17 protein-coding genes are annotated in these 22,347 nt (G+C 68.4%); 11 read left to right on the top strand and 6 right to left on the bottom strand.

The features are described 5' to 3' along the window. Nucleotides 1–5 precede the first annotated feature (5 nt). The 8 genes from DI276_RS29045 to DI276_RS29010 all read left to right on the top strand — a co-directional run bounded on the left by DI276_RS29045 (nucleotide 6) and on the right by DI276_RS29010 (nucleotide 9,329). On the top strand, nucleotides 6–533 hold the full coding sequence (locus DI276_RS29045; RefSeq protein ID WP_112269077.1) for a SigE family RNA polymerase sigma factor: 528 nt from the start codon (nucleotides 6–8) through the stop codon (nucleotides 531–533). After that, a complete protein-coding gene (locus tag DI276_RS29040) occupies nucleotides 530–1,471 on the top strand; it encodes a hypothetical protein (protein ID WP_112269075.1) in 942 nt (313 codons plus the stop codon). Before DI276_RS29045 ends, DI276_RS29040 begins: the two co-directional genes overlap by 4 nt. A gap of 75 nt (nucleotides 1,472–1,546) precedes the next feature. Continuing rightward, nucleotides 1,547–3,052 (top strand): histidine ammonia-lyase, encoded by a 1,506-nt coding sequence (hutH, locus tag DI276_RS29035; protein ID WP_112269073.1) that lies wholly within the window; start codon nucleotides 1,547–1,549, stop codon nucleotides 3,050–3,052. After that, nucleotides 3,052–4,707, top strand: coding sequence for a urocanate hydratase (gene hutU, locus DI276_RS29030; protein WP_112269071.1), 1,656 nt, complete (start codon nucleotides 3,052–3,054; stop codon nucleotides 4,705–4,707). The genes hutH and hutU overlap by 1 nt, the downstream gene beginning before the upstream one ends. Further along, nucleotides 4,707–5,876 (top strand): allantoate amidohydrolase, encoded by a 1,170-nt coding sequence (locus DI276_RS29025; protein WP_112269069.1) that lies wholly within the window; start codon nucleotides 4,707–4,709, stop codon nucleotides 5,874–5,876. The genes hutU and DI276_RS29025 overlap by 1 nt, the downstream gene beginning before the upstream one ends. A gap of 93 nt (nucleotides 5,877–5,969) precedes the next feature. After that, the gene (locus tag DI276_RS29020) at nucleotides 5,970–7,250 is read left to right on the top strand and encodes a formimidoylglutamate deiminase (protein WP_112269067.1); all 1,281 of its coding nucleotides are present in this window, start codon (nucleotides 5,970–5,972) and stop codon (nucleotides 7,248–7,250) included. Beyond that, on the top strand, nucleotides 7,247–8,380 hold the full coding sequence (gene hutI / locus DI276_RS29015; protein WP_112269319.1) for an imidazolonepropionase: 1,134 nt from the start codon (nucleotides 7,247–7,249) through the stop codon (nucleotides 8,378–8,380). The genes DI276_RS29020 and hutI overlap by 4 nt, the downstream gene beginning before the upstream one ends. 67 nt (nucleotides 8,381–8,447) lie before the next feature. Next, complete coding sequence (locus DI276_RS29010; RefSeq protein ID WP_157985016.1) at nucleotides 8,448–9,329, top strand: hypothetical protein; 882 nt, start codon at nucleotides 8,448–8,450, stop codon at nucleotides 9,327–9,329. Nucleotides 9,330–9,458: 129 nt separating this feature from the next. Here the strand turns inward: DI276_RS29010 and DI276_RS29005 are convergent, their stop codons facing one another. After that, nucleotides 9,459–10,634, bottom strand: a complete 1,176-nt coding sequence (locus DI276_RS29005; protein ID WP_112269063.1) for a S8 family peptidase — start codon at nucleotides 10,632–10,634, stop codon at nucleotides 9,459–9,461. A 283-nt stretch (nucleotides 10,635–10,917) separates the two neighbouring features. On the opposite strand from DI276_RS29005, the gene DI276_RS29000 reads away from it, so the two are divergent. The 3 genes from DI276_RS29000 to DI276_RS28990 all read left to right on the top strand — a co-directional run bounded on the left by DI276_RS29000 (nucleotide 10,918) and on the right by DI276_RS28990 (nucleotide 14,480). Then, on the top strand, nucleotides 10,918–12,183 hold the full coding sequence (locus DI276_RS29000; RefSeq protein ID WP_112269061.1) for an ABC transporter substrate-binding protein: 1,266 nt from the start codon (nucleotides 10,918–10,920) through the stop codon (nucleotides 12,181–12,183). Nucleotides 12,184–12,238: 55 nt separating this feature from the next. After that, complete coding sequence (locus tag DI276_RS28995) at nucleotides 12,239–13,231, top strand: aldo/keto reductase (RefSeq protein ID WP_112269059.1); 993 nt, start codon at nucleotides 12,239–12,241, stop codon at nucleotides 13,229–13,231. 160 nt (nucleotides 13,232–13,391) lie between these two features. Next, on the top strand, nucleotides 13,392–14,480 hold the full coding sequence (locus DI276_RS28990) for a ricin-type beta-trefoil lectin domain protein (RefSeq protein ID WP_112269057.1): 1,089 nt from the start codon (nucleotides 13,392–13,394) through the stop codon (nucleotides 14,478–14,480). A gap of 13 nt (nucleotides 14,481–14,493) precedes the next feature. Here the strand turns inward: DI276_RS28990 and DI276_RS28985 are convergent, their stop codons facing one another. From DI276_RS28985 to istA, 5 genes are all read right to left on the bottom strand, one after another. Further along, nucleotides 14,494–14,676, bottom strand: coding sequence for a DUF6104 family protein (locus DI276_RS28985; protein WP_112269055.1), 183 nt, complete (start codon nucleotides 14,674–14,676; stop codon nucleotides 14,494–14,496). A 78-nt stretch (nucleotides 14,677–14,754) separates the two neighbouring features. Then, entirely contained in the window at nucleotides 14,755–18,426 is a 3,672-nt protein-coding gene (locus DI276_RS28980; protein WP_112269053.1) for a multifunctional oxoglutarate decarboxylase/oxoglutarate dehydrogenase thiamine pyrophosphate-binding subunit/dihydrolipoyllysine-residue succinyltransferase subunit, read from the bottom strand. A gap of 292 nt (nucleotides 18,427–18,718) precedes the next feature. Continuing rightward, on the bottom strand, nucleotides 18,719–19,555 hold the full coding sequence (locus DI276_RS28975; RefSeq protein ID WP_112269317.1) for an ATP-grasp domain-containing protein: 837 nt from the start codon (nucleotides 19,553–19,555) through the stop codon (nucleotides 18,719–18,721). A 452-nt stretch (nucleotides 19,556–20,007) separates the two neighbouring features. Next, a complete protein-coding gene (istB, locus tag DI276_RS28965) occupies nucleotides 20,008–20,808 on the bottom strand; it encodes an IS21-like element helper ATPase IstB (protein WP_112269051.1) in 801 nt (266 codons plus the stop codon). Beyond that, a complete protein-coding gene (gene istA, locus DI276_RS28960; protein ID WP_112269049.1) occupies nucleotides 20,808–22,043 on the bottom strand; it encodes an IS21 family transposase in 1,236 nt (411 codons plus the stop codon). The genes istB and istA overlap by 1 nt, the downstream gene beginning before the upstream one ends. Nucleotides 22,044–22,347 lie beyond the last annotated feature (304 nt).

Genomic DNA, 22,347 nt, shown 5'->3' with positions numbered 1-22,347 from the left:
CGGGATTGACACCGAGTTTCGATGACTTCGTGGCAGAACAGGTGACCCCGTTGCTGCGCTACGCCACCGTGCTCACGTGTGACCCGCACCTGGCCCAGGACGTGGTCCAGGAAGTGCTGCTGCGCGCGCAGCAGAAGTGGGATCGCATCGGTTCAGTCGACCTCCCTCACGCCTACGTCAAGCGCATGGTGACCAACGAGTACCTCTCGTGGCGCAGACGCAGGGCGGCCAAGGACGTCGCTCTCTGCATGACGACGCTGGAGTCCGTCACGCCGCCCGTCGGAGACAAGACGCACCACTACGACGAGCGGGAAGCCATGTTGCAGCGGATCGCCAAGCTGCCCCGCAAACAGCGGGCGGCGATCGTGCTCCGCTACTACGAGAACTACGAGGACTCGGAGATCGCACAGATGCTCGGTTGTGCCGAGGGAACCGTGCGCAGCCACATCTCGCGTGCGCTGGCCACACTCCGCCTGGATCACACGCCGGAGCCCGCTGGTGTCGGGTTGCGGCTCGGGGAGGGCCTGTCGTGAACGACACCGAACAGCTGGTCAAGGAGGCGCTCGGCAAGCTCGCCGAACGGACTCCGCACCCAGGACCGACGCTCAACGCACTGCGGCGCAAGCGCAAGAGGCACGGCAACGTCTTCATGATCGCCGTCGCCGGAGTCGCCGCCGTCGCTGTGCTGATTTTCGCGGGCGTCATCGCGAGCGACCGGTACATGCCGCCGAACGGCAACGACGCGGCCGCCGCGCTCATGCCGGACAGCGGTCAGAGCGTCGTGCTCAAGTACGCGCCGCACTGGCTGCCGAACGGGTACGTCGAGAACTTCCGCCTGGTGGATCGGGAGGTCCACCGGGTCTGGGTGCCCGCGGCGGCCAAGGGATACCCGTTCACCGATGGCGGGCCGCAGGTCGCGCTGATCGTGGGCGGAGACCAGCCGGAGGGCGCGGACTGGCAGGACACGACGGTTCGCGGGCTGAAGGCGAAGATCGCGCTGCGGCAGGGCCAGTCGCCCGGTCAGACCGCGGAGCTCGTGTGGCAGGCCCAGGACCTGCTGAAGGTCAGCGTGCGCGGGTTCGCCGACGTGCGGCAGGTCGCGCTGCAGGTCGCCGAGTCGGTGCGGGCTGACGCCAAGATCACGCACCAGGCGCCGTTCAAGGTCGACGGCAAGCCTGCCGACCACACATGGGGCACCAAGCCCGGCGAGTGGGAGGCGATGGCGAACTGGAAGAACCAGGTCAGCGTGCACGTCTCGCCTCAGGTGCCGCAGGTCGGCACCTATGTCGGCGATGTGGGGGTGCGCGGCAAGGTCGGCTTCCGCACCGCCAACGCCGTCCTGGTGCGCGAGGGTGACGTGTGGATCTGGGCGACTGCGGAGTCCTACTCCGATCAGCTGGTCGAGGCGGTGAACAAGGTCGAGCTCGTGCCCTCTCCTGACACGAGCTGGATCGGCAAAGGGCTCGGTTAGGGTCCGTCTGGCATCCCAGACACGCATCCGCGCTCCGGGGTCGCTGAGTCGGCCCCGGAGCGCTGTGATGTCTGCATGCGACAACCGGTGGAGCTGGGTCCGAAGCCACTGACCCTCGAGGACGTTCATGCCGTCGCCCGCGACGGCGCCCCGGTGGCGATCACCGAGGCTGCCCGCGAGGCGGTCACCACCGCCCGCGGCCACATCGAACAGCTCGCCACGGCCGAACGCCCCACCTACGGCGTCTCGACCGGGTTCGGCGCGCTCGCCGTCCGGCACATCCCGCCGGACCGCCGTGCCCAGCTGCAGCGGTCGCTGATCCGCTCGCACGCCGCCGGTTCCGGTCCCGAGGTCGAGCGGGAGGTCGTGCGGGCGCTGATGCTGCTGCGACTGCGCACCCTCGCGACCGGCCACACCGGCGTCCGGCTGTCCACTGTGGACGCGATGGCCGGCATGCTGAACGCCGGCATCACCCCGGTGGTGCACGAGTTCGGCTCCCTCGGCTGCTCCGGCGACCTGGCACCGTTGTCGGCCAGCGCGCTCGCGTTGATGGGCGAGGGCATGGTCCGCAACGCGTCCGGAGAGCTCGTCACCGCGGCGGAAGCGCTGGCGGAAGCCGGCATCGAGCCCGTGCGGCTGGCCGAGAAGGAAGGCCTCGCGCTGATCAACGGCACCGACGGCATGCTCGGCATGCTGTCGCTCGCGATCGCGGACTTCACCAGGCTGCTCGACATCGCCGACCTGACCGCCGCGATGAGCGTCGAGGCGCTGCTCGGCACCGACCGCGTCTTCGAGCCCGAGCTGCACGCACTGCGCCCGCACCCCGGCCAGAACCTCTCGGCTGCCCGGATGCTCGCGTTCCTGCGCGACTCCGAGATCGTCGCCTCGCACCGCGGCCCCGACTGCACCCGCGTGCAGGACGCGTACTCGCTGCGCTGCTCGCCGCAGGTGCACGGCGCGGCCCGCGACACCGTGGCGTACGCGGCGACGGTGGCCGACCGCGAGCTGTCGTCGGTGATCGACAACCCCGTGGTGCTGGCGGACGGCCGGGTCGAGTCGAACGGCAACTTCCACGGCGCGCCCGTCGCCTACGCGCTGGACTTCCTGGCCATCCCGCTCGCGGACGTGGCCTCCATCGCCGAGCGCCGCACCGACCGCATGCTCGACGTCTCGCGGTCGCACGGCCTGCCGCCGTTCCTCGCCGACGACCCCGGCGTCGACTCCGGCCACATGATCGCCCAGTACACCCAGGCGGCGATCGTGTCCGAGCTCAAGCGCCTCGCGGTGCCGGCGTCCGTCGACTCGATCCCGTCCTCCGCGATGCAGGAGGACCACGTGTCGATGGGCTGGTCCGCCGCCCGCAAGCTGCGCAAGGCCGTGGACGGTCTCACCACCGTGCTGGCAATTGAGCTTCTGACCGCCGCGCGTGCGCTGGATCTGCGCGCACCGTTGAAGCCCGCCCCCGCGACGGCCGCTGCCGTGGCGAAGTTGCGCGAGACGGTCCAGGGCCCCGGTCCTGACCGCCACCTCGCACCCGAGATCGCCGCCGCCGAGGCACTGATTCGAAGTGGAGCTCTGTAATGGTCGTACGCGCTGACCGTGGCACCGAACTGACCGCCAAGCAGTGGTCGACCGAGGCCGCGCTGCGGATGTTCCACAACAACCTCGACCCCGACGTCGCCGAGCGCCCGGAGGACCTGGTCGTCTACGGCGGCACCGGCAAGGCCGCCCGCGACTGGCCGTCGTTCGACGCGATCTCCCGTGAGCTCAAGAACCTCGAAGCCGACGAGACGCTGCTCGTGCAGTCCGGCCGTCCGGTCGGCGTCATGCGCACGCACGAGTGGGCGCCGCGGGTGCTCATCGCGAACTCGAACCTGGTGCCGGACTGGGCGAACTGGCCGGAGTTCCGCCGTCTGGAGGCCGAGGGCCTCACGATGTACGGGCAGATGACCGCCGGTTCGTGGATCTACATCGGCACCCAGGGCATCCTGCAGGGCACCTACGAGACGTTCGCCGCGGTCGCTAACAAGCGCTTCAACGGCACGCTTCGCGGAACTTTGACCGTGACGGCCGGTCTAGGTGGCATGGGCGGTGCGCAGCCGCTCGCCGTGACGATGAACGAGGGCGTCGCGCTGTGCATCGAGGTCGACCCGCACCGCGCGCAGCGTCGCCTGGAGACCCGCTACCTGGACGAGGTCGCTGACGACCTGGACTCGGCCATCGAGCGCGTGCTGGCCGCGAAGGCCGCCGGTGAGGCCGTTTCCGTTGGTGTCGTGGGCAATGCGGCGGAGATCCTGCCCGAGCTGCTGCGCCGCGAGGTCGACGTCGACATCGTGACGGACCAGACCTCGGCGCACGACCCGTTGGCGTACCTGCCCGTCGGTGTCTCGCTGGAGGAGTGGCAGGACTACGCCGGCGCGAAGCCGGACGAGTTCACTCAGCGCGCGCGGGAGTCGATGGCCGCGCACGTCGAGGCGATGGTCGGGTTCATGGACCGCGGCGCCGAGGTCTTCGACTACGGCAACTCGATCCGCGGTGAGGCCCAGCTCGGCGGCTACGACCGCGCGTTCGCGTTCCCCGGCTTCGTGCCCGCGTACATCCGGCCGCTGTTCTGCGAGGGCAAGGGCCCGTTCCGCTGGGCGGCGCTGTCCGGCGACCCGGCCGACATCGCCGCGACCGACCGCGCGATCCTGGAGCTCTTCCCGGAGAACGAGCAGCTGGCCCGCTGGATCAAGATGGCCGGTGAGCGCGTCGAGTTCCAGGGCCTGCCCGCGCGCATCTGCTGGCTCGGCTACGGCGAGCGGCACCTGGCCGGCCTCAAGTTCAACGAGATGGTGGCGTCCGGCGAGCTGTCCGCGCCGATCGTGATCGGCCGTGACCACCTGGACTGCGGCTCGGTGGCCTCGCCGTACCGCGAGACCGAGGCCATGGCCGACGGCTCGGACGCGATCGCGGACTGGCCGCTGCTCAACGCCCTGGTCAACACGGCTTCGGGTGCGACGTGGGTGTCGATCCACCACGGTGGTGGCGTGGGCATCGGGCGGTCGATCCACGCCGGTCAGGTGACCGTCGCGGACGGCACCGAGCTGGCCGCGCAGAAGATCGAGCGCGTGCTGACCAACGACCCCGGCATGGGCGTGATCCGGCACGTGGACGCCGGGTACGACGAGGCCAAGACGGTGGCCGCCGACAAGGGCCTGCCCATCCCGATGCTGCACAGTCCGATGGAGGGCTGATGCTCGACCAGATCGCGGACGTCGGCAGAGACGCGAAGCGCGGCGGCTACTCCCGCCACGGCTACGCCAAGCCGGAACTCGAGCTCCGGCACTGGTTCGTCGAGCAGGCCGTCAAGCGCGGCCTGAACGTCGAGACCGACCAGAACGGCAACCTCTGGGCCTGGTGGGGCGAGCGCGGCGACAACGCGCTCGTCACCGGCAGCCACCTGGACTCCGTGCCCGGCGGCGGCGCGTTCGACGGCCCGCTCGGCGTGACGAGCGCCCTGGAGGCCGTGGATCTCTTGCAGGCCACGGGGTTCACGCCGCGCAGGCCGTTCGCCATCGCGGTCTTCGCCGAGGAGGAGGGCGGCCGGTTCGGTGTCGCCTGCCTGGGCAGCCGGCTCCTCACCGGTGCGATCGACGCGGACAAGGCGCTGGGCCTCAAGGACCCGGACGGCATCACGCTCGCCGAAGCCATGAAAGCGGCGGGCTACAACCCCGACCTGGTCGGCAAGGACGACAAAACCCTTGGTCGCATCGGCCAGTTCGTCGAACTCCACGTCGAACAGGGCCGCGGCCTCACGGTGCCGGTCGGTGTCGCGAGCAGCATCCTCGCGCACGGCCGGTGGCGCTTCACGTTCGCGGGCGAGGGCAATCACGCCGGCGCGACGTTGATCGAGGACCGCCGCGACCCGATGCTCCCGGCATCGCAACTCGTCCTGGCCGCGCGCAAAGCGGCCAGGGACGGCGCGCGTGCCACCGTGGGAAGGCTCGTCCCCAACCCCGGCGGCACCAACGTCATCGCGTCCACTGTGGACGTGTGGTTGGACGCGCGCGACACCGACGACGAGCGCACCCGCGCGATGGTCGCCGAGATCTCCGAGGCAGCGCGTAGTGCCGCCAAGGAGGAGGGGTGCGAGGTGACGATCACCGAGGAGTCGTACGGCGACACGGTGTACTTCGACGCCAACCTCCGCGACGACATCGCGAACGCGCTCGGCGGCGTCCCCGCGTTGCCGACCGGTGCGGGCCACGACGCTGGCATCCTCGCCGCGCACGTGCCGACCGCGATGTTGTTCGTGCGCAACCCGACCGGCGTGAGTCACGCGCCAGAGGAGTTCGCCGAGCAGTCCGATGTCGACGAAGGTGTCAAGGCGCTCGCCGCGACGCTCGAACATCTCGGATCATGACCCGGACGGAGGCGTTGTGAGCTGTTCGTAGAGGACTTTCAGCAAGTCGCGGTGTCGTAGCCGAAGCGGGGCGTGCGGTCGAGAGGTGGACGTGTGGTGAACTTCTGGTGCGAGCGGGCGTGGTTGCCCGACGGGCTCGCCGAACGCGTGCTGATCCGCGTCGACAACGGCGTGATCACCTCGGTGTCCGAAGTGGACACGATTCCGCTGGGCGTCAAAAGGCTGTACGGCGTGGTCGTGCCGGGCTTCGCGAACGCCCACTCGCACGCGTTCCACCGCGCGCTGAGGGGCCGTACGCACGACGGCGGCGGCACGTTTTGGACGTGGCGCGAAGGCATGTACGCGCTCGCCTCGAAGCTCACCCCGCAGTCCTACTACCGGCTCGCTCGCGCGGTCTACGGCGAGATGGCGCTCGCCGGGGTGTCGACCGTCGGCGAGTTCCACTACGTGCACGACCGGTCGAACGAGTTCGGGTACGCCCTGCGGGAAGCCGCGCAGGACGCGGGCATCCGGCTCACGTTGCTCGACACCTGCTACCTCGCGGGTGGCATCGACCAGCCGGTGAACGAGGTGCAGCAACGCTTTTCGGACGGCACCGCCGAAGCGTGGGCCAGCCGCGTCGCAGAGCTCAAGTCCGACAACGTGATGCGAGTCGGTGCCGCGATCCACTCGGTGAGGGCCGTGCCGCGCGCCGAACTTCCTGTTGTGGCGCAGGCGTTCCCGAACGCGCCGCTGCACGTGCACCTCTCCGAGCAGCCCGCCGAGAACGAGGCGTGCCTCGCCGCGTACGGGCTCACGCCGACCGGCCTGCTGCACGAGGCCGGTGCCCTCTCATCGCGCACCACGGCCGTGCACGCGACGCACCTGACGCCGGAGGACATCGCGCTGCTGGGCGGATCCGGCACCGGTGCGTGCTTCTGCCCGACCACCGAGGCCGACCTCGCCGACGGCATCGGCCCGGCCCGCGAGCTGGCCGACGCGGGCAGCCCGCTGTCGTTGGGCAGCGACCAGCACGCCGTGATCGACCCGCTGCTGGAAACCCGTGCCCTGGAACACAACGAACGCCTCCGCACCGGCCGGCGCGGCCGGTTCTCGCCGGCCGAACTGCTGCAAGTCGCCACGCGGCACGACGCGCTGGGCTGGCCGCAGGCGGGCCGGATCGCACCGGGCGCCACCTGTGACCTCGTGGCGATCAGCTGCTCGACGCCGCGCACCGCGGGTTCGTTGCCGCAGCAGGTGTTCTTGTCCGCGTCCGCGTCCGATGTGGACACCGTGGTGGTCGGCGGCCGGGTGGTCGCGTCCGGTGGCGTGCACGAGACTTTGGGAGACGTCGGCAGGCTGCTGGCGGACGCGATCGAGGAGCTGTGGGCATGAGCGTGCTGATCACCGGCATCGGCGAGCTGACCACGAACACCGAGGCTGCCGGCGACGCGCTGGTCGTCGACGGCGAAGAGATCGTCTGGGTCGGCCAGTCGGCCAAGGCCCCGGCGGCCGACTCGAAAACGGACGTCGAGGGCCGCGCGGTGCTGCCCGGCTGGGTCGACAGCCACACCCACCTGGTCTTCGCGGGCGACCGCACCGCCGAGTTCGGTGCGCGCATGGCCGGCAAGCCCTACACCGCGGGCGGCATCGCCGTCACCGTCAACGCGACGCGGCAAGCCACCGACGCCGAACTGGCGGAGGTCGTCCGCAAGCACGTCGCCGAGGCGCTCCGGCAGGGCACGACGTTCGTGGAGACCAAGACCGGCTACGGCCTGAACGTCCCCGACGAGGTGCGCAGCGCTCGCATCGCCGCCGAGCACGCCGACGAGGTCACGTTCCTCGGCGCCCACCTCGTCCCGCCGGGCGAGGACGCCGACACGTACGTCGACCTGGTCCGCGGCGAGATGCTCGACGCCGTCGCACCTCTCGTGCGCTGGGCGGACGTCTTCTGCGAGAAGGGCGCGTTCGACTACGACCAGTCGAAAGCGGTGCTCGAAGCAGCCTCGGCAAAGGGCCTCGGCCTGCGCGTGCACGGCAACCAGCTCGGCGAGGGGCCCGGTGTGCGGTTGGCCGTCGAGCTCGGCGCCGCGTCGGTCGACCACTGCACCTACCTGTCGCAACAGGACATCGACGCGCTGGCGTCCTCCGAGACCGTCGCCACGCTGCTCCCGGCCTGCGACCTCTCGACCCGCCAGTCGCTGCCTCCTGCACGCGCGCTGCTGGACGCGGGCGCCACGGTCGCGCTCGCCAGCAACTGCAACCCCGGCTCGTCCTACACCTCGTCGATGGCGTTCTGCGTGACGACAGCGGTGCTGCAGATGCGGATGACGGTCGAGGAAGCGGTGTGGTCGGCCACGGCAGGCGGCGCGCAGGCGTTGCGGCGGGACGACGTCGGCGTCATCAGGCCTGGTGCGCGCGCTGACCTCCACGTGTTGGACGCACCCTCGATCACGCATCTGGCGTACCGGCCGGGCGTCCCTTTGACGCATTCGGTGTGGCGTAAGGGTGAGCGAGTCATCTGAGATCGCTCTCTCATAACCCTCCGTGTGGGCCTACTGGCGGAGGGTGCCGCCGCCGTACGGTGCTGCCGTGGTGGACTTCGCGGAGGCACTGACGAAAGCCGTCGACAGCAGCGGTCTCAGCCTCGAACGCATCCAGCACCATCTGGCCGCCCGCGGCATGCAGGTGAGCATCTCGACGCTGAGCTACTGGCGCCGCGGCCGCAGCCGTCCGGAACGGCCGGAGTCGCTGAAGGTCGTCGCCGCGCTGGAGGACCTGCTCGATCTCGGCGAGGGGTTCCTCACCGACCGGCTGGGCGACAAGCGGCCGCGCGGGCGGTGGGTCGGGCAGGCGATGTCGCTCGAGGACATGTGGGACTCGCGGGCCACCGACCTCGGCGAGGTGATGGCGCGGATCGACCGGATGCAACCGGCGGCGTCGACGTACCTCAGCGTGCGGGACCGGCAGGTGATCGGGCCGGACCGGCGTGAGGTCTCCATGCACTGCACCGGGATCGTGCAGGCACTGGACGACGGCGTCGACCGGTTCCTGGCCATCCAGCTCGCCGACCCCACCGACCTCGACGTGGGCACGATCGAGGCGGGACCGCCATGTCGGCTCGGGCGGGTGCGGTCGGAGAACGCCACCGGGTTCCTCGTCGCGGAGATCCTGTTCGACCGGATGCTCAGGCAGGGCGAGACGGCGCTCGTCGACTACACGATCCGGATGAGACCCGGTGCGGACAGCGAGGTGTGCGACCGGCGGTTCCTGCGGCCGGTGGGCGACTACGTCCTGCAGATCGACTTCCACCCGGACGCGGTGCCGGCGCGGTGCTGCGCGTTCACCCGGCCTTCGTTGCAGGAACCGGAAACCACGCTCAACGATCTGTGGATCGGGACGACCGCGTCCACGCACATCCACGTGCGGAACTCGAAGCCCGGGATCTACGGAGTGCGGTGGGAGTGGGAGTAGCCGCTACTCCCACTCCCACCGCGAGCGCCCCCAGTCGATCGACGTGCTCGGCCGAGCCGCATTCGGCCTGCGCGTCGAGGGCGCCAGGACGGCCGTCACCGGTGCAGGGAGCCGGTTCCGGCGTGTTTGTCAGACCTTCAGCAGGAGGTTCGGTGAACCGGTCTTGATGTCGGTCAGCTTGTTCGGCGTTGCCGCCGCGACCAGTGCGTCGCGCACCTGGGCGTTCGACGCGTTCGGGTTCGCGCTCAGGTAGAGCGCCGCCGCGCCCGCGACGTGCGGTGCAGCCATCGACGTCCCGCCGTCGGCCCGTGAGCCCGTGTCGCTCGTGTGCGAGGCCGACACGATGTCGCTACCGGGCGCCCAGATGTCCAGGCATGAGCCGTAGTTCGACGAACCCGCGCGCCAGATCGACCGCTTGTCGGTGCGGTCGGACGCGCCGACCGTGATCGCCTCCGGTGTGCGGGCCGGGGTGAAGTTGCACGCGTCCTGACCCTCGTTGCCGCCGGCGAGCACGAAGGTGAAGCCCGCGGTGATCGAGCGGCGCACGGCGTTCTCCAACGAGCTGTTCGTGCCGCTGCCACCCAGGCTCATGTTGACGACGGCGGGCTTCTTGCCGTTCGCCGTCACCCAGTCGATGGCGCGGATGATGCCGTCCCACGCGCCGCTGCCGCCGCAGTCGAGCACTCGCACACCGACGACCTTCGCCTGCTTCGCCACGCCGTACGTCTTGCCCGCGACCGTTCCGGCGACGTGCGTGCCGTGGCCCTGGCAGTCCTCTGCGACGGCATCGTCGTCGATGAAGTCGTAACCGTCGGTTGCCCGGTTCTCGAATTCGGAATGCGTTTTCCTGATTCCCGTGTCGAGAACGTACGCCGTCACGTTCGACGCGGTGTTCGGGTACGTGTACTTCTGGTTGAGCGGCAGGTTCGCCTGGTCGATCCGGTCGAGGCCCCAGGTCGGGTTCGACTGCGTCTCCTGAATCGTCGCGACCGTGTTGCGCTCGACGAACTCGACGTCCGGGTCGGCGGCGAGCCGCCGCGCCTGTCGTTCTGTCATCCCGGTGACGGAGAACCCGTGCAGTGCCGTGCTGTACGTGTGCTTGAGGAAGCCCTGGTAGCGGGACGCCAACGCGCTGGCAGGGGTGCGCGCGCCGTCTTTGAGCACCACGATGTAACTGCCCTCGACCGCCTGTGCACCCGCACCGGGCAGCACGGCTTCCTCGGCCATCGCGGTGGGCGTCAGCAGCGCCGTGGAAGCGATGCCGAATGCCGCCGCAATGGCGACATGACGCCGGAGTCTTGCCATGAGTTCCTCCTGGCAGGGAATGAACTGGGGAACACCGAGAAGCTAACGCGAACCGACGGTCCGCTGACAGGTTCGAAACTTCAGTTCCCAATACTGTCAAAACTGTGGCGAGGGTGGCGCTGCCGTGAGAGCGCTTCCATGAACGCCTTACATGAAAGTTTCCAGTAGAAAATCGCCGGTAAAACGTTTGCAGGTCATCGCCTGTTGTCGAATGACCAAATTCGACTTCCTGTCTGGTTCGTTTCTTCTGTCGATCGGAAAGGGGTGGCGGTAGACTCCGCCGATGCCGATGTTCGATTGGGTGCGAAACCATCCTCGCAAGGTGCTTCCTTTGGTTGTGACCGCAGCGCTTCTGGCGGCTTGCAGTGAAGCCGGCGGCGATTTAGCGAACTCCGCCGATTATTTTCGCGGTGGACCTGGAGTGACTCAGGACAAGATCTATCTGGGCGTTCTGAGCGATCTGTCAGGTCCGTTCGCCTCCGGCGGCAAGAACGTTACTGAAGGTAATCAGCTCTTCGTTGACAAGGTGAATGCTGCTGGTGGTGTCTGTGGCAGAAAAGTCGAACTGATCGTGCGTGATCACGCGTTCGACGTCGAAAGAGGAAAGAAGGAGTACCTGTCCCTGGAGCCCAAGGTGCTTGGATTCGTCCAGATCGTCGGGGCGCAAATCGCCGAGTCGATCGAAGACGACATTCTCCACCAGCAGATCCTGACGGCGCCGACCTCGTGGAAAAGTGCCCTGCTCGACAACCCGTACATGATGGTGGTGGGAGCGACCTACAAGGTCGACGTCATGAACGGGATCGAGTACCTGATGCGGCAGGGGCTGCTCAGTCGCGGAGACACGGTCGGCCACCTGCACATCAGTGACGAGAACGAATACGGTGACGACGCCCTCGCTGGTAGTTCCTTCGCTGTCGGGCAACTCGGCCTCAACCTGACAACAGCGGCACTCAAGAACACCGACCCGGACATGTCGCCGGGGATCGCTGCTCTCAAGCAGGCCGGCGCGAAGTCGGTCATTCTGAGCACCAACCCGCGGCAGACTGCGAGTGCCGTCGCCGCCGCCGCGCAACTCGGGCTCGCCGTGCCGATCATCATCAACAATCCGGGTTTCGCTCCTGAGCTGTTGCAGGGACAACTCGCGACAGTCATGGAGCGTCAGGTTTTCGTGCTGTCGTCCGTCGCCCCCTTCGATGCCGCGATCGACGGTCCACGCCAGGTCGCGGCCGCGTACCGGTCGGCTTTTCCGCAGGGAACTCCGTCCATGGCGGTCAACTACGGCCACCTGGTCGGGCTGAGCTTCGGTTCGGTGCTGAAGCGGGCCTGCGAGCGCAAGGACTTCTCCCGCGAAGGCGTCCTCAAGGCGTTTCGCGAGGTCGAAAGTGTTGAATCGGGAGGTATGTCCGTTCCGCTGAGGTTCTCCATCACCGGTAGGCCGTCCGCGACGCAGACGTTCGTTCTCCGGCCGAACTCCAAGGTGCCGGGAGGGCTCACGATCGTCGCGAACCAGTTCGAGTCGGAAGTGAGCAAGAAAGCAGGTCGGTGATGCCTGGAGCAACTCCACGTGGCACTGCGCCCAGCCGCGAGGCAGGGTGGAAGACATGGAGTACACCAACCTCGGCCGTAGCGGCCTGTCCGTCTCCCGCCTGTGCCTCGGCACCATGAACTTCGGTCCCGAGACGTCCGAGGCCGACAGTCACGCGATCATGGATCGCGCCCACGAACACGGCCTGAACTTCTTCGACACGGCCAACGTCTACGGCTGGAAGCAGGGCGAGGGCGTCACCGAGAACATCATCGGCCGCTGGTTCGCCCAGGGCGGCAACCGTCGCGAAAGGACGGTCGTCGCCACCAAGCTGTACGGCAGCATGGGTGACTGGCCCAACGACAACAAGCTGTCGGCGCTGAACATCCGCCGCGCTGCGGACGCGTCGCTGAAGCGCCTGCAGACCGACTACATCGACCTCTACCAGATGCACCACGTCGACCGGGACACGCCGTGGGACGAGATCTGGGAAGCCTTCTCCGTGCTGCGCCAGCAGGGCAAGGTCATCTACTTCGGCTCGTCGAACTTCGCGGGCTGGCACCTGGCCCAGGCTCAGGAAGCCGCGCTGGCGCGGAACTTCCTGGGGTTGGTGTCCGAGCAGTCGATCTACAACCTGATGACCCGCTGGGTCGAGCTGGAGGTCCTGCCGGCGGCCCGGCACTACGGCCTCGGCGTCATCCCGTGGTCACCGCTGCACGGCGGTCTGCTGGGTGGCGTGTTGCGCAAGCAGCGCGAGGGCGGCGGTTCTCGGTCGTCTTCTGGGCGGTCCGCGGACGCGTTGGAGAAGTACCGCGACACGATCGACGCCTACGAGAAGCTGTGCGCGGAGCTGGGAGAGGACCCGGCCAACGTCGGCCTCGCCTGGCTGCTGCACCAGGAGGGCGTCACCGCGCCGATCATCGGTCCGCGCACGGCCGAGCAGCTCGACAACTCGTTGCGGGCGGCGGAGTTGAAGCTGGACGCGGAGGTGCTGGGCAAGCTCGACGAGCTGTTCCCGGCGCCGGCGCCGAACGGGTCGAAGCCGGCCCCGGAGGCCTACGCCTGGTGATGACGGCCACCTGGTGTTAGCGCGAACATCCGCCATTTCGAGCCTTGCGCAGCCCGTATACCAGGGCGTCTCAAGTGGACGGATTCCTTGACACCTCCCTGGTCCGCACCTCCAATGTTAACGCTAACGCAACATTGGACACGCGGATCAGGGAGAACGTATGCAGGCTAGGTTCCGGTGGCTCAGCGCCTGCGCCGCCGCTTTGTTGACCGCCGTGCTGCTGCCCACCGCGCCTGCGGTAGCGGAATCCAACGGTGGAACTCGGGTCATGCCGCTCGGCGACTCGATCACCGAGGGAACGCAGGTGCCCGGCGGTTACCGCATCGGCCTGTGGGAGCGGCTCGGCGGCGGGAACTACCGCGTCGACTTCGTCGGCTCGCAGTTCAACGGCCCGGGATCGTTGGGCGACCACGACCACGAGGGCCACCCCGGCTGGCGCATCGACCAGATCGACGCGAACATCGTCAGCTGGCTCAACAGCACCAACCCCCGCACCGTGCTCCTGCACATCGGTACCAACGACGTGCTCCAGAACTTCGACCTGGCCAACGCTCCCGCGCGCTTGTCGGCACTGGTCGACAAGATCACCGCGACCGCGCCCAACGCCGACGTGTTCGTGGCGACGATCATCCCGCTGACCAACGCGTCGCAGGAGGCCGCAGGCCGGGCCTTCAACGCCACGATCCCCGGAATGGTGCAGAGCAAGGCCAATGCGGGCAAGCGCGTGCGCCTGGTCGACATGCACGCCGCCCTAACCACCGCCGACCTGATCGACGGCGTCCACCCGACCGCCACCGGCTACGACAAGATGGCCGCGACCTGGTACAACGCGCTGCGGTCGGTGCCGGGCAGCATCGGCAACCCCACGGGCAGGCAGATCGTCGGCGTCCACTCCGGCCGGTGCGCGGACGTTCCAGGTGCGAGCACCACCAACGGCACGCAGGTGCAGCTCTGGGACTGCCACAGCGGCACCAACCAGAACTGGACCTACACGTCCAGCAAGCAGCTCACGGTCTACGGCACGAAGTGCCTGGAGGCCGCCGGATGGGGCACCGCCAACGGCACGTCGGTGGCGATCTGGGACTGCCACGGCGGCGCGAACCAGCAGTGGAACGTCAACTCCGACGGCACGATCACCAACGCGTTGTCCGGCCTGTGCCTGGACGCCTCCGGCTTCGGCACCGCCAACGGCACGAAGCTGCACCTGTGGTCCTGCACGGGCCAGGCCAACCAGCAGTGGCGGCCCTGACCTCTGCGCGAGGTCAGTCCTCGAAGTCGTCCTCGTCGTCGCGCGCCAGGTAGGTGGCGAAACGCTCGATGGCCGTCTCGAAGTCGGGGTTGGCGTCGACGAACGCGCGGAGCTTGTCGGCGAGCAACGCGACGGAGATCTCCTCCTCGCCGCGCCGCTTCTCCAACTCCTCGATGCCGCGATCGGTGAAGTACATGGCGAAAACTCCTGTGTAGTCCTAGAAAACGAGCCGCCGGATCGCGTTGATCCGGCGGCTCGTCCGTTCACACGGTGATCACTCGAACGCGCGGGTGATGATCTCGCGCTGCTCGACCTCGTGCACCTTGCTCGAACCGGCCGACGGGGCGGCCATCGGGCGGCGCGACACGCGGCGGACGGTGGCCAGGTGGTCGGGCAGCAGCTCCGGCAGGGCCAGGCCGTAGAACGGCCAGGCGCCCTGGTTCGCCGGCTCCTCCTGCACCCAGCGCACGGTCTTCGCGTTCGGGTAGCGCTCCAGGGTCTCGGTCAGCTTGCGGGCCGGGACCGGGTAGAGCTGCTCGACGCGCACGATCGCCACGTCGCCGCCACCGCGCTTCTCGCGCTCGGCGTGCAGCTCGTAGGAGATCTTGCCGCTGCACAGCAGGACGTTGGTGACCGCGTTCGGGTCCTTGATCGTCGGGTCGTCGATCACGGACTGGAAGCGGTCGTTGATGAACTCGTCCGTGCCGGACACCGCGGCCTTGAGCCGCAGCATCGACTTCGGCGTGAACACCACGAGCGGGCGGTCGACGCCATCGAGGGCGTGGCGACGCAGCAGGTGGAAGTAGTTCGCCGGGGTCGACGGCACCGCGACGGTCATGGAGCCCTCGGCGCACAGCTGCAGCCAGCGCTCGATGCGGCCCGAGGTGTGGTCGGGACCCTGGCCCTCGTGGCCGTGCGGCAGCAGGATCACGACGTCGGAACGCTGACCCCACTTGGCCTCACCGGACGAGATGAACTCGTCGATGATCGGCTGCGCGCCGTTGACGAAGTCACCGAACTGCGCCTCCCACAGCACCAGCGCCTGCGGGTTCGCGACCGAGTAGCCGTACTCGAAGCCGAGCGCGGCGAACTCCGACAGCACCGAGTCGTAGACCATGAACTTGCCCTGGTCCGGCGACAGGTTCTGCAGCGGCGTGTACTCCTCGCCGGTCTTGCGGTCGATCAGGGTCGCGTGGCGCTGCACGAACGTGCCGCGGCGCGAGTCCTGGCCGGCCAGGCGGATCTTGCGACCCTCCAGGGCCAGCGAACCGAAGGCGAGCAGCTCGGCGAACGCCCAGTCGATGCCGCCCTCGCGCGCCATCTTCGCGCGGCGCTCGAGCACCGGCTTGACGCGCGCGTGCGGCGTGAAGCCCTCCGGCAGGTTGACGTGCGCGTCGGCGATGTACTCCAGCGTCTCGCGCGTGATGCCCGTGGGCAGCTTCGCCGGGACCTGCTGCTCGGCCTCCACCGACGGGCTGACCGTCACCGGGTGCTTCTCGAGCTCGCGGACCTCGTTGAAGACGTGCTCCAGCTGGCTGGAGAAGTCCTGCAGCGCCTTCTCGGCCTCTTCGACCGTGATGTCGCCGCGGCCGATCAGGGCCTCGGTGTAGGTCTTGCGGACCGAGCGCTTCTGGTCGATCACGTCGTACATCGCCGGCTGCGTCATCGAGGGGTCGTCGCCCTCGTTGTGGCCGCGGCGGCGGTAGCAGACCATGTCGATCACGACGTCCTTGGCGAACGCCTGGCGGTAGTCGACGGCCAGCTTCGCGACCCAGTAGCAGGCCTCGGGGTCGTCGCCGTTCACGTGGAAGACCGGCGAGCCGATCATCTTCGCGACGTCGGTCGAGTACTTCGAGGACCGCGAGTGCTCCGGCGCGGTGGTGAAGCCGACCTGGTTGTTGACGACGATGTGGACCGTGCCACCGGTGCGGTAGCCGCGGACGAGCGCGAGGTTCAGCGTCTCGGCCACGACACCCTGACCGGCGAACGCCGCGTCACCGTGCATGGCGACCGGCAGCACCGGGAAGGAGTCGCCGCCGCGGTCGAGCAGGTCCTGCTTGGCGCGCACGATGCCCTCGAGCACCGGGTCGACGGCCTCGAGGTGCGACGGGTTGGCGGTCAGCGACACCTTGGTCTCGCCGTCGCCGAACATCCGGAAGTACTTGCCCTCGGCGCCGAGGTGGTACTTCACGTCGCCGGAGCCGTGCGCCTGGCCGGGGTCGAGGTTGCCCTCGAACTCGCGGAAGATCTGCGAGATCGGCTTGCCGACGATGTTCGCGAGCACGTTCAGGCGGCCGCGGTGCGGCATGCCGATGACGACCTCGTCGAGCTCGTGCTCGGCGGCCTTGTCGAGCACCGCGTCGAGCAGCGGGATGACGGTTTCGCCGCCCTCCAGCGAGAAGCGCTTCTGGCCGACGTACTTGGTCTGCAGGAACGTCTCGAACGCCTCAGCCGCGTTGAGCTTGCTGAGGATGTACTTCTGCACGGTGGCCGGCGGCTTCTCGTGCGGAACCTCGACGCGCTCCTGGATCCAGCGGCGCTCCTCCGGCTCCAGGATGTGCATGTACTCGACGCCGACGGTGCGGCAGTACGAGTTGCGCAGCACACCGAGGATGTCGCGGAGCTTCATCCGCTCCTTGCCGGCGAAGCCGCCGACCGGGAACTCGCGGTCAAGGTCCCACAGCGTCAGGCCGTGGCTGAGCACGTCCAGGTCGGCGTGGGAGCGCTGGCGGTAGTTCAGCGGGTCCGTGTCGGCCATCAGGTGGCCGCGGGTGCGGAACGCGTCGATCAGCTCGATGACGCGAGCCGTCTTGTCGACCGCGCCCTCGGGGATGTCGGCGACCCAGCGGATCGGCTCGTAGGGCAGCCGCAGCGACGCGAAGATGTCGTCGTAGAAGCCGTCCTCGCCGAGCAGCAGCTGGTGCACGCGCTTGAGGAACTCGCCCGACTCCGCACCCTGGATGATGCGGTGGTCGTACGTGGAGGTCAGCGTGATGATCTTGCTGACGCCCATGTCGGTGAGCGCCTGCTCGCTGGTGCCCTGGAAGTGCGCGGGGTACTCCATCGCGCCGACACCGATGATCGCGCCCTGACCGGCCTGCAGCCGCGGCACCGAGTGGTTCGTGCCGATCGTGCCGGGGTTGGTCAGCGAGATCGTGGTGCCGGAGAAGTCGTCCGTGGTGAGCGAACCGGCGCGGGCCTTGCGGATCAGGTCCTCGTAGGCCTGCCAGAACTGCGTGAACGTCATGTTCTCGCAGCCCTTGACCGACGCGACGACCAGCGTGCGCTGCCCGTCCTTGCCGGGCAGGTCGATCGCCAGACCGAAGTTCACGTGCTCCGGCGTGACGACGAACGGCTTGCCGTTCTCCTCGGCGTAGTGCCGGTTCATGTTCGGGTACGCCTGCAGCGCCCGGACCACCGCGTAGCCGATGACGTGCGTGAAGGAGACCTTCCCGCCGCGCGTCCGCTTCAGGTGGTTGTTGATGACGATGCGGTTGTCGGCCAGCAGCTTGGCGGGCACGGCGCGCACGCTGGTCGCGGTCGGAACGGTGAGCGACAGCTCCATGTTCTTCGCGATCGCGGCGGCGGCACCGCGCAGCTGCTTCTGCTCGGGCTGCGCGCTCTGCGTGACCGGCTTGGCCTTCGCGGCCTGCTGCGGCGTCGCCTTGCCGGTCTGCGGCAGCGTGGCCGCGGGCTTGGGCTGCTGCTTGGGCGCGGCGGGCTTGCCGTTGTCGGCGGCCGGCGGCGTCACGGTCGCGGTCGTGGTGGCCGTGGAGCCACCCGCGCTGGCCGTGGCGGTGCCGTTGCCGCCCGCACGCTTGTAGTCGGCAAAGAAGTCATGCCATGCCGGGTCTACGGATGACGGGTCCGCGAGGAACTGCTCGTACATCTCCTCGACGAGCCACTCGTTCGGCCCGAATTGTGACGCAGGACTGCTGCTGGACACGGCTGGCGCTCGCCTCTATCCATCTCGCTCTTGGTGTTGACTCATGCGGTAGTCAGGCTAGTCCCCCAGGCCTCGGCCTTCACACGCTGGAGGCACCTGGCAAGGAGTGCTCTGTCACAGGATCGATCAGGACGGGCCTGGCGTCACCCGCTGTTGAGCCTTTCTTGATGTGCGTCTCACTACGTCGCCTCCCTTTTCGTGCGCTGTTGGAGTGGCATACGCACCGAGCGCAGCGATCAGTTCACGATAAGTACAACTTCTGCGGTTCGTGGGTTGATCTTGCTCGCCGGTATCAGGTTTCGAGTGATCGTCGGACTGAGCTGATCATGGCTTTCGTGAAGTTGGATCTGACTCGATCCGTCGTCCGGTCCAGCGACAGGTACGGGTTGAGGTCCTCCAGTTCGACCAGGAGCAGGTCGCCGTCCTGGGTGCGGCACGCGTCCACGCGCTGAATGCCGTGGTCGAGGTCGTTCCAGTCGATGAACTTCTGCGCGAATTCCAGATCTTGTTCCGTTGGGTCGTACCGGGTGAGCTCCCAGCGCTCGGCCGGGTCCGGTGCGTTCAACGCGTACTGGAAGTCGTGGTCCACGAAGTAGAACGAGACCTCGTACCGGAAATCGATCTTCGGCTGGATGAGGAGGTCTCGGCTGGTTTTGTTCGCGAGACCTGCTGGGAGGTCGTCTCGGTGCACGAACTCCAGGCCGTGGGAGTCGGCGCCGGCTTTGGGCTTCACGACGTACTCGGCTGTCTGCGGGAGCCGGTCCAGGTGGTCCGGGGTGTCGATCGTGGGGATCACCGGGTAGCCCTGGTCGGTCAGGTCGATCAGGTACTGCTTGCCGGCCATGTCCGCCTTGCCGGCGAGCGGGTTGTAGACGCGTTGGGCCGTGGCTTTCGCTTGGGTGCGGAAGTGCTGGTAGGCGTCTGGGTAGTCGATCACCGGGCCGCTGTTGCGGACTACGACGGTGTCGAAGCCTGCCATCAGGTTTGCGGCGTCTGTTGGGTGGCAGATGGCCAGGTTGAAGTGTTGGCGGAGTTGTGAGGTCAGGTAGATGTCCTCGTCGCTGTAGCGCCTGCCTTTGGCCGGGTAGGTGAGGTTGGAGACGTACAGGAGGGTGGGGCGGGGTGGCATGGCGGGGACTCCCTTGATCTGGCTGATCTGGGGAGATGGTTTGTACGTCATGGGGTGGGGTGGGGACGAGGGATCGTGGGGTGGGCCACGGGGTGGGGGCGGGGGCGCGGGGTTGGCTGGCGTGGCTCGGGCGGGGTGCGGGGTCGCGGGCGCGGGGTTGCGGGCGCGGGGTTGGGCGCGCGGCTCAGCGGGTGGGATCAGCGAGCGTGGCTCAGCGGGCGTGGGGTTTGTTAGCGAGCGTGGCTCAGCGGGCGCCGGTTGCGGGTGCGGCTCAGCGGGCGCGGGTTGCGGGTGCGGCTCGGCGAGCGGGAGTTTGCGGGCGCGGTTCGGCGTGCGCGGTTCGGCGTGCGTTGGCACCGCGCGGGGTGGCTTGCTGTGGCTGGTGTCAACGGCGCGCGAATTTTGACCCCCAGGCGGCGGGCGAACGCGGACCCCCTGATGGTTGTTGATCTTTAGTCGTTGGTCTTGGTGGCTGGTGGGACTCGGCCGAGGTCGCGGTCTTTGAGGCGGTAGCTGTCTCCCTTCATGGAGATGACCTCGGCGTGGTGGACGAGGCGGTCGATCATCGCGGCGGCCACGACGTCGTCGCCGAAGACCTCGCCCCAGCGGCCGAACGGCTTGTTGCTGGTGACGATCAGGCTGGCCCGTTCATAGCGGGACGAGACGAGCTGGAAGAACAGGTTCGCGGCCTCGGCCTCGAACGGGATGTAGCCGACCTCATCCACGATGATCAGCGGGATCCGGCCCAGCTTGACCAGTTCCTGCTGCAGCCGGCCGGCCTGATGAGCCTCGGTGAGACGGGCGACCCACTGCGCGGCGGTGGCGAACGCGACTCGGTGCCCGGCCTGACAGACCCGGATCCCGAGCCCGATGGACAGGTGGGTCTTGCCGGTTCCGGGCGGGCCGAGGAACACCACATTCTCTTTGCCCGCAATGAAATCCAGCGTGCCGAGGTGTGTGATCGCCTCGCGTTTGAGTGAGCGCTGGTGGTCGAAGTCGAACTCCTCCAACGACTTGCGCGACGGGAACCGCGCGGCGCGGATGCGGCCCTCGCCGCCGTGGGACTCGCGGGCAGCAACCTCGCGCTGCAGGCAGGCCGCCAGGAACTCCTCGTGCGTCCAGGACTCGGCACGGGCTCGTTCGGCCAGCCGCTCGACCGCGCCGGCCAGCGACGGCGCTTTGAGTGCCCGTGTCAGGTAGGCGATCTCGCTGGAGACGTTGCGGCCCTTGGTGTTCGTGGTCTTGGCGCTCATCAGGCGATCTCCTCGCTGCTGCTGTCGAGGTCGAACATGCGGTCGTAGTCGGCCAGGCTGCGGTGCTCGACGTCGGTGTCGATGGCCGGGACCGCGACCAACCGGCGTGCCTGCCGCAACTCGCTCGCGGCGGCCGCATGCTGCGGGTCGGTGATGCTCTGGTGATCAGCCCAGCAGCGCTCGTGCCGAGCCACCCCATTGCCCTGCAAGGTGACGACCACCTGCTCGAGATCGGCGGCGATCTCGACCCGCCGGCCGACCGCGGCCGGGTGCACCGAGTAGTCGTTGGAATCGAGGCGCACGTAGTGGTCTCGTGGCAGCCGGGTGGTCAGCCGCCAGCCGGTCACCGGAGCGACCGGTGGCAGCTCGAGCATCGCGGCCTTGTCCGCCTCCCACCGCTCGATTGGACGGCAGCCGAGCCTGCGGTGCTGGCGCTGGTTGGCGCGGGCCAGCCACTCGGCGAGCTGGGCGTTGAAGTCGGCCGGGCCGGTGAAGCTGCGGCCGGGCAGGAACGAGGTCTCCAGATAGCCGTTGGCCCGCTCGACCAGGCCCTTGGCCTCTGGATCGGCCGGACGACACTGCACGATCTTGATCCCGAGCGTTCCGCGGAACGCGTTCATCGCCTCGGTCAGCTGCGGCCGGCCGGCCCGCCACTGACCGACCGCGGACTCGTTGTCCCACACCAACGCCTTAGGCACCCGGCCCCAGCCGCTGATCAGTGCCCAGTGCCCGGCCAGCAGATCCGGGCTCTGACGTGACGGGATCATCCGCGCGCCGATCACCCGCGAGTAACCCGACACCATGACCAGCACCGGCGGCCGCCCAGCCTGCTCGAACCCGAGCGGGACGTCGACCGGCGGGAACCACAGGTCGCACTGCGCGAGCTCGCCCGGCTGGTACTCGGTCCGGCTGGCGGGGTCCGGCGGGGTGAACAGCGGCCGCAGCTCCCGCACCCGGTCCTTGAGTACGGTCATCGACCTGCTCCAGCCGATCCGTTCCGCGATCACGGTCGTGGGCATGGTCGGCCACTGCGCCAGCAGCGCCCGGATCTGCGGCTCGGCCGCGTCCACGATCGAGCCCTTGGCAGGCCGCCGGTACTGCGGCGGAGCGTCGGCGGCCAGCGCCCGCCGCACGGTGTTCCTGCTGATACCGAGCTGACGGACGATCGCCTTGATCGGCATCCCCTCAGCACGGTGAAGACGGCGGATCTCCGCCCAGTCCTCCACGTTGAGCACTCCCTACTGTCGACGGGGGTCCGTTTTCACCCGTCGGTAGGGGGTCAGTTTTCACGCGTCGCCGACAGCTGGCGGCGGTTTCAGCGGAGCTGGTCGCCTTCTGCGGTTTGGTCGCGTTCCAGCGTGGGCGCGCGGGCTGCCTTACGGGCTTTGGTTGCGTCATCGCCGCTTCGCGACGATCGCGATCGGGGCTTGACTTCGGGGCCCTTTCGAGGCGCTGCGTCGGGCGGAAAAGGACGGATGCTTCGCAGCCGTCCGATCCGCGAAACGGTAGCACCTCGATCCCAAAGTCAAGCCCCAATCG

Source organism: Lentzea terrae (assembly GCF_003265345.1).
GTDB classification, from domain to species: Bacteria; Actinomycetota; Actinomycetes; order Mycobacteriales; family Pseudonocardiaceae; genus Lentzea; species Lentzea terrae.
This window is presented reverse-complemented; position numbering and strand designations above follow the sequence as displayed.

What these genes read in the sequence shown, in the direction of transcription:
- hutH (WP_112269073.1), top strand. Translation starts at nt 1,547, where the DNA reads ATGCGACAACCGGTGGAGCTGGGTCCGAAGCCACTGACCCTCGAGGAC.
- hutU (WP_112269071.1), top strand. Translation starts at nt 3,052, where the DNA reads ATGGTCGTACGCGCTGACCGTGGCACCGAACTGACCGCCAAGCAGTGG.
- DI276_RS29025 (WP_112269069.1), top strand. Translation starts at nt 4,707, where the DNA reads ATGCTCGACCAGATCGCGGACGTCGGCAGAGACGCGAAGCGCGGCGGC.
- hutI (WP_112269319.1), top strand. Translation starts at nt 7,247, where the DNA reads ATGAGCGTGCTGATCACCGGCATCGGCGAGCTGACCACGAACACCGAG.
- DI276_RS29005 (WP_112269063.1), bottom strand. Translation starts at nt 10,634, where the DNA reads ATGGCAAGACTCCGGCGTCATGTCGCCATTGCGGCGGCATTCGGCATC.
- DI276_RS29000 (WP_112269061.1), top strand. Translation starts at nt 10,918, where the DNA reads ATGCCGATGTTCGATTGGGTGCGAAACCATCCTCGCAAGGTGCTTCCT.
- DI276_RS28995 (WP_112269059.1), top strand. Translation starts at nt 12,239, where the DNA reads ATGGAGTACACCAACCTCGGCCGTAGCGGCCTGTCCGTCTCCCGCCTG.
- DI276_RS28990 (WP_112269057.1), top strand. Translation starts at nt 13,392, where the DNA reads ATGCAGGCTAGGTTCCGGTGGCTCAGCGCCTGCGCCGCCGCTTTGTTG.
- DI276_RS28985 (WP_112269055.1), bottom strand. Translation starts at nt 14,676, where the DNA reads ATGTACTTCACCGATCGCGGCATCGAGGAGTTGGAGAAGCGGCGCGGC.
- DI276_RS28975 (WP_112269317.1), bottom strand. Translation starts at nt 19,555, where the DNA reads ATGCCACCCCGCCCCACCCTCCTGTACGTCTCCAACCTCACCTACCCG.
- istB (WP_112269051.1), bottom strand. Translation starts at nt 20,808, where the DNA reads ATGAGCGCCAAGACCACGAACACCAAGGGCCGCAACGTCTCCAGCGAG.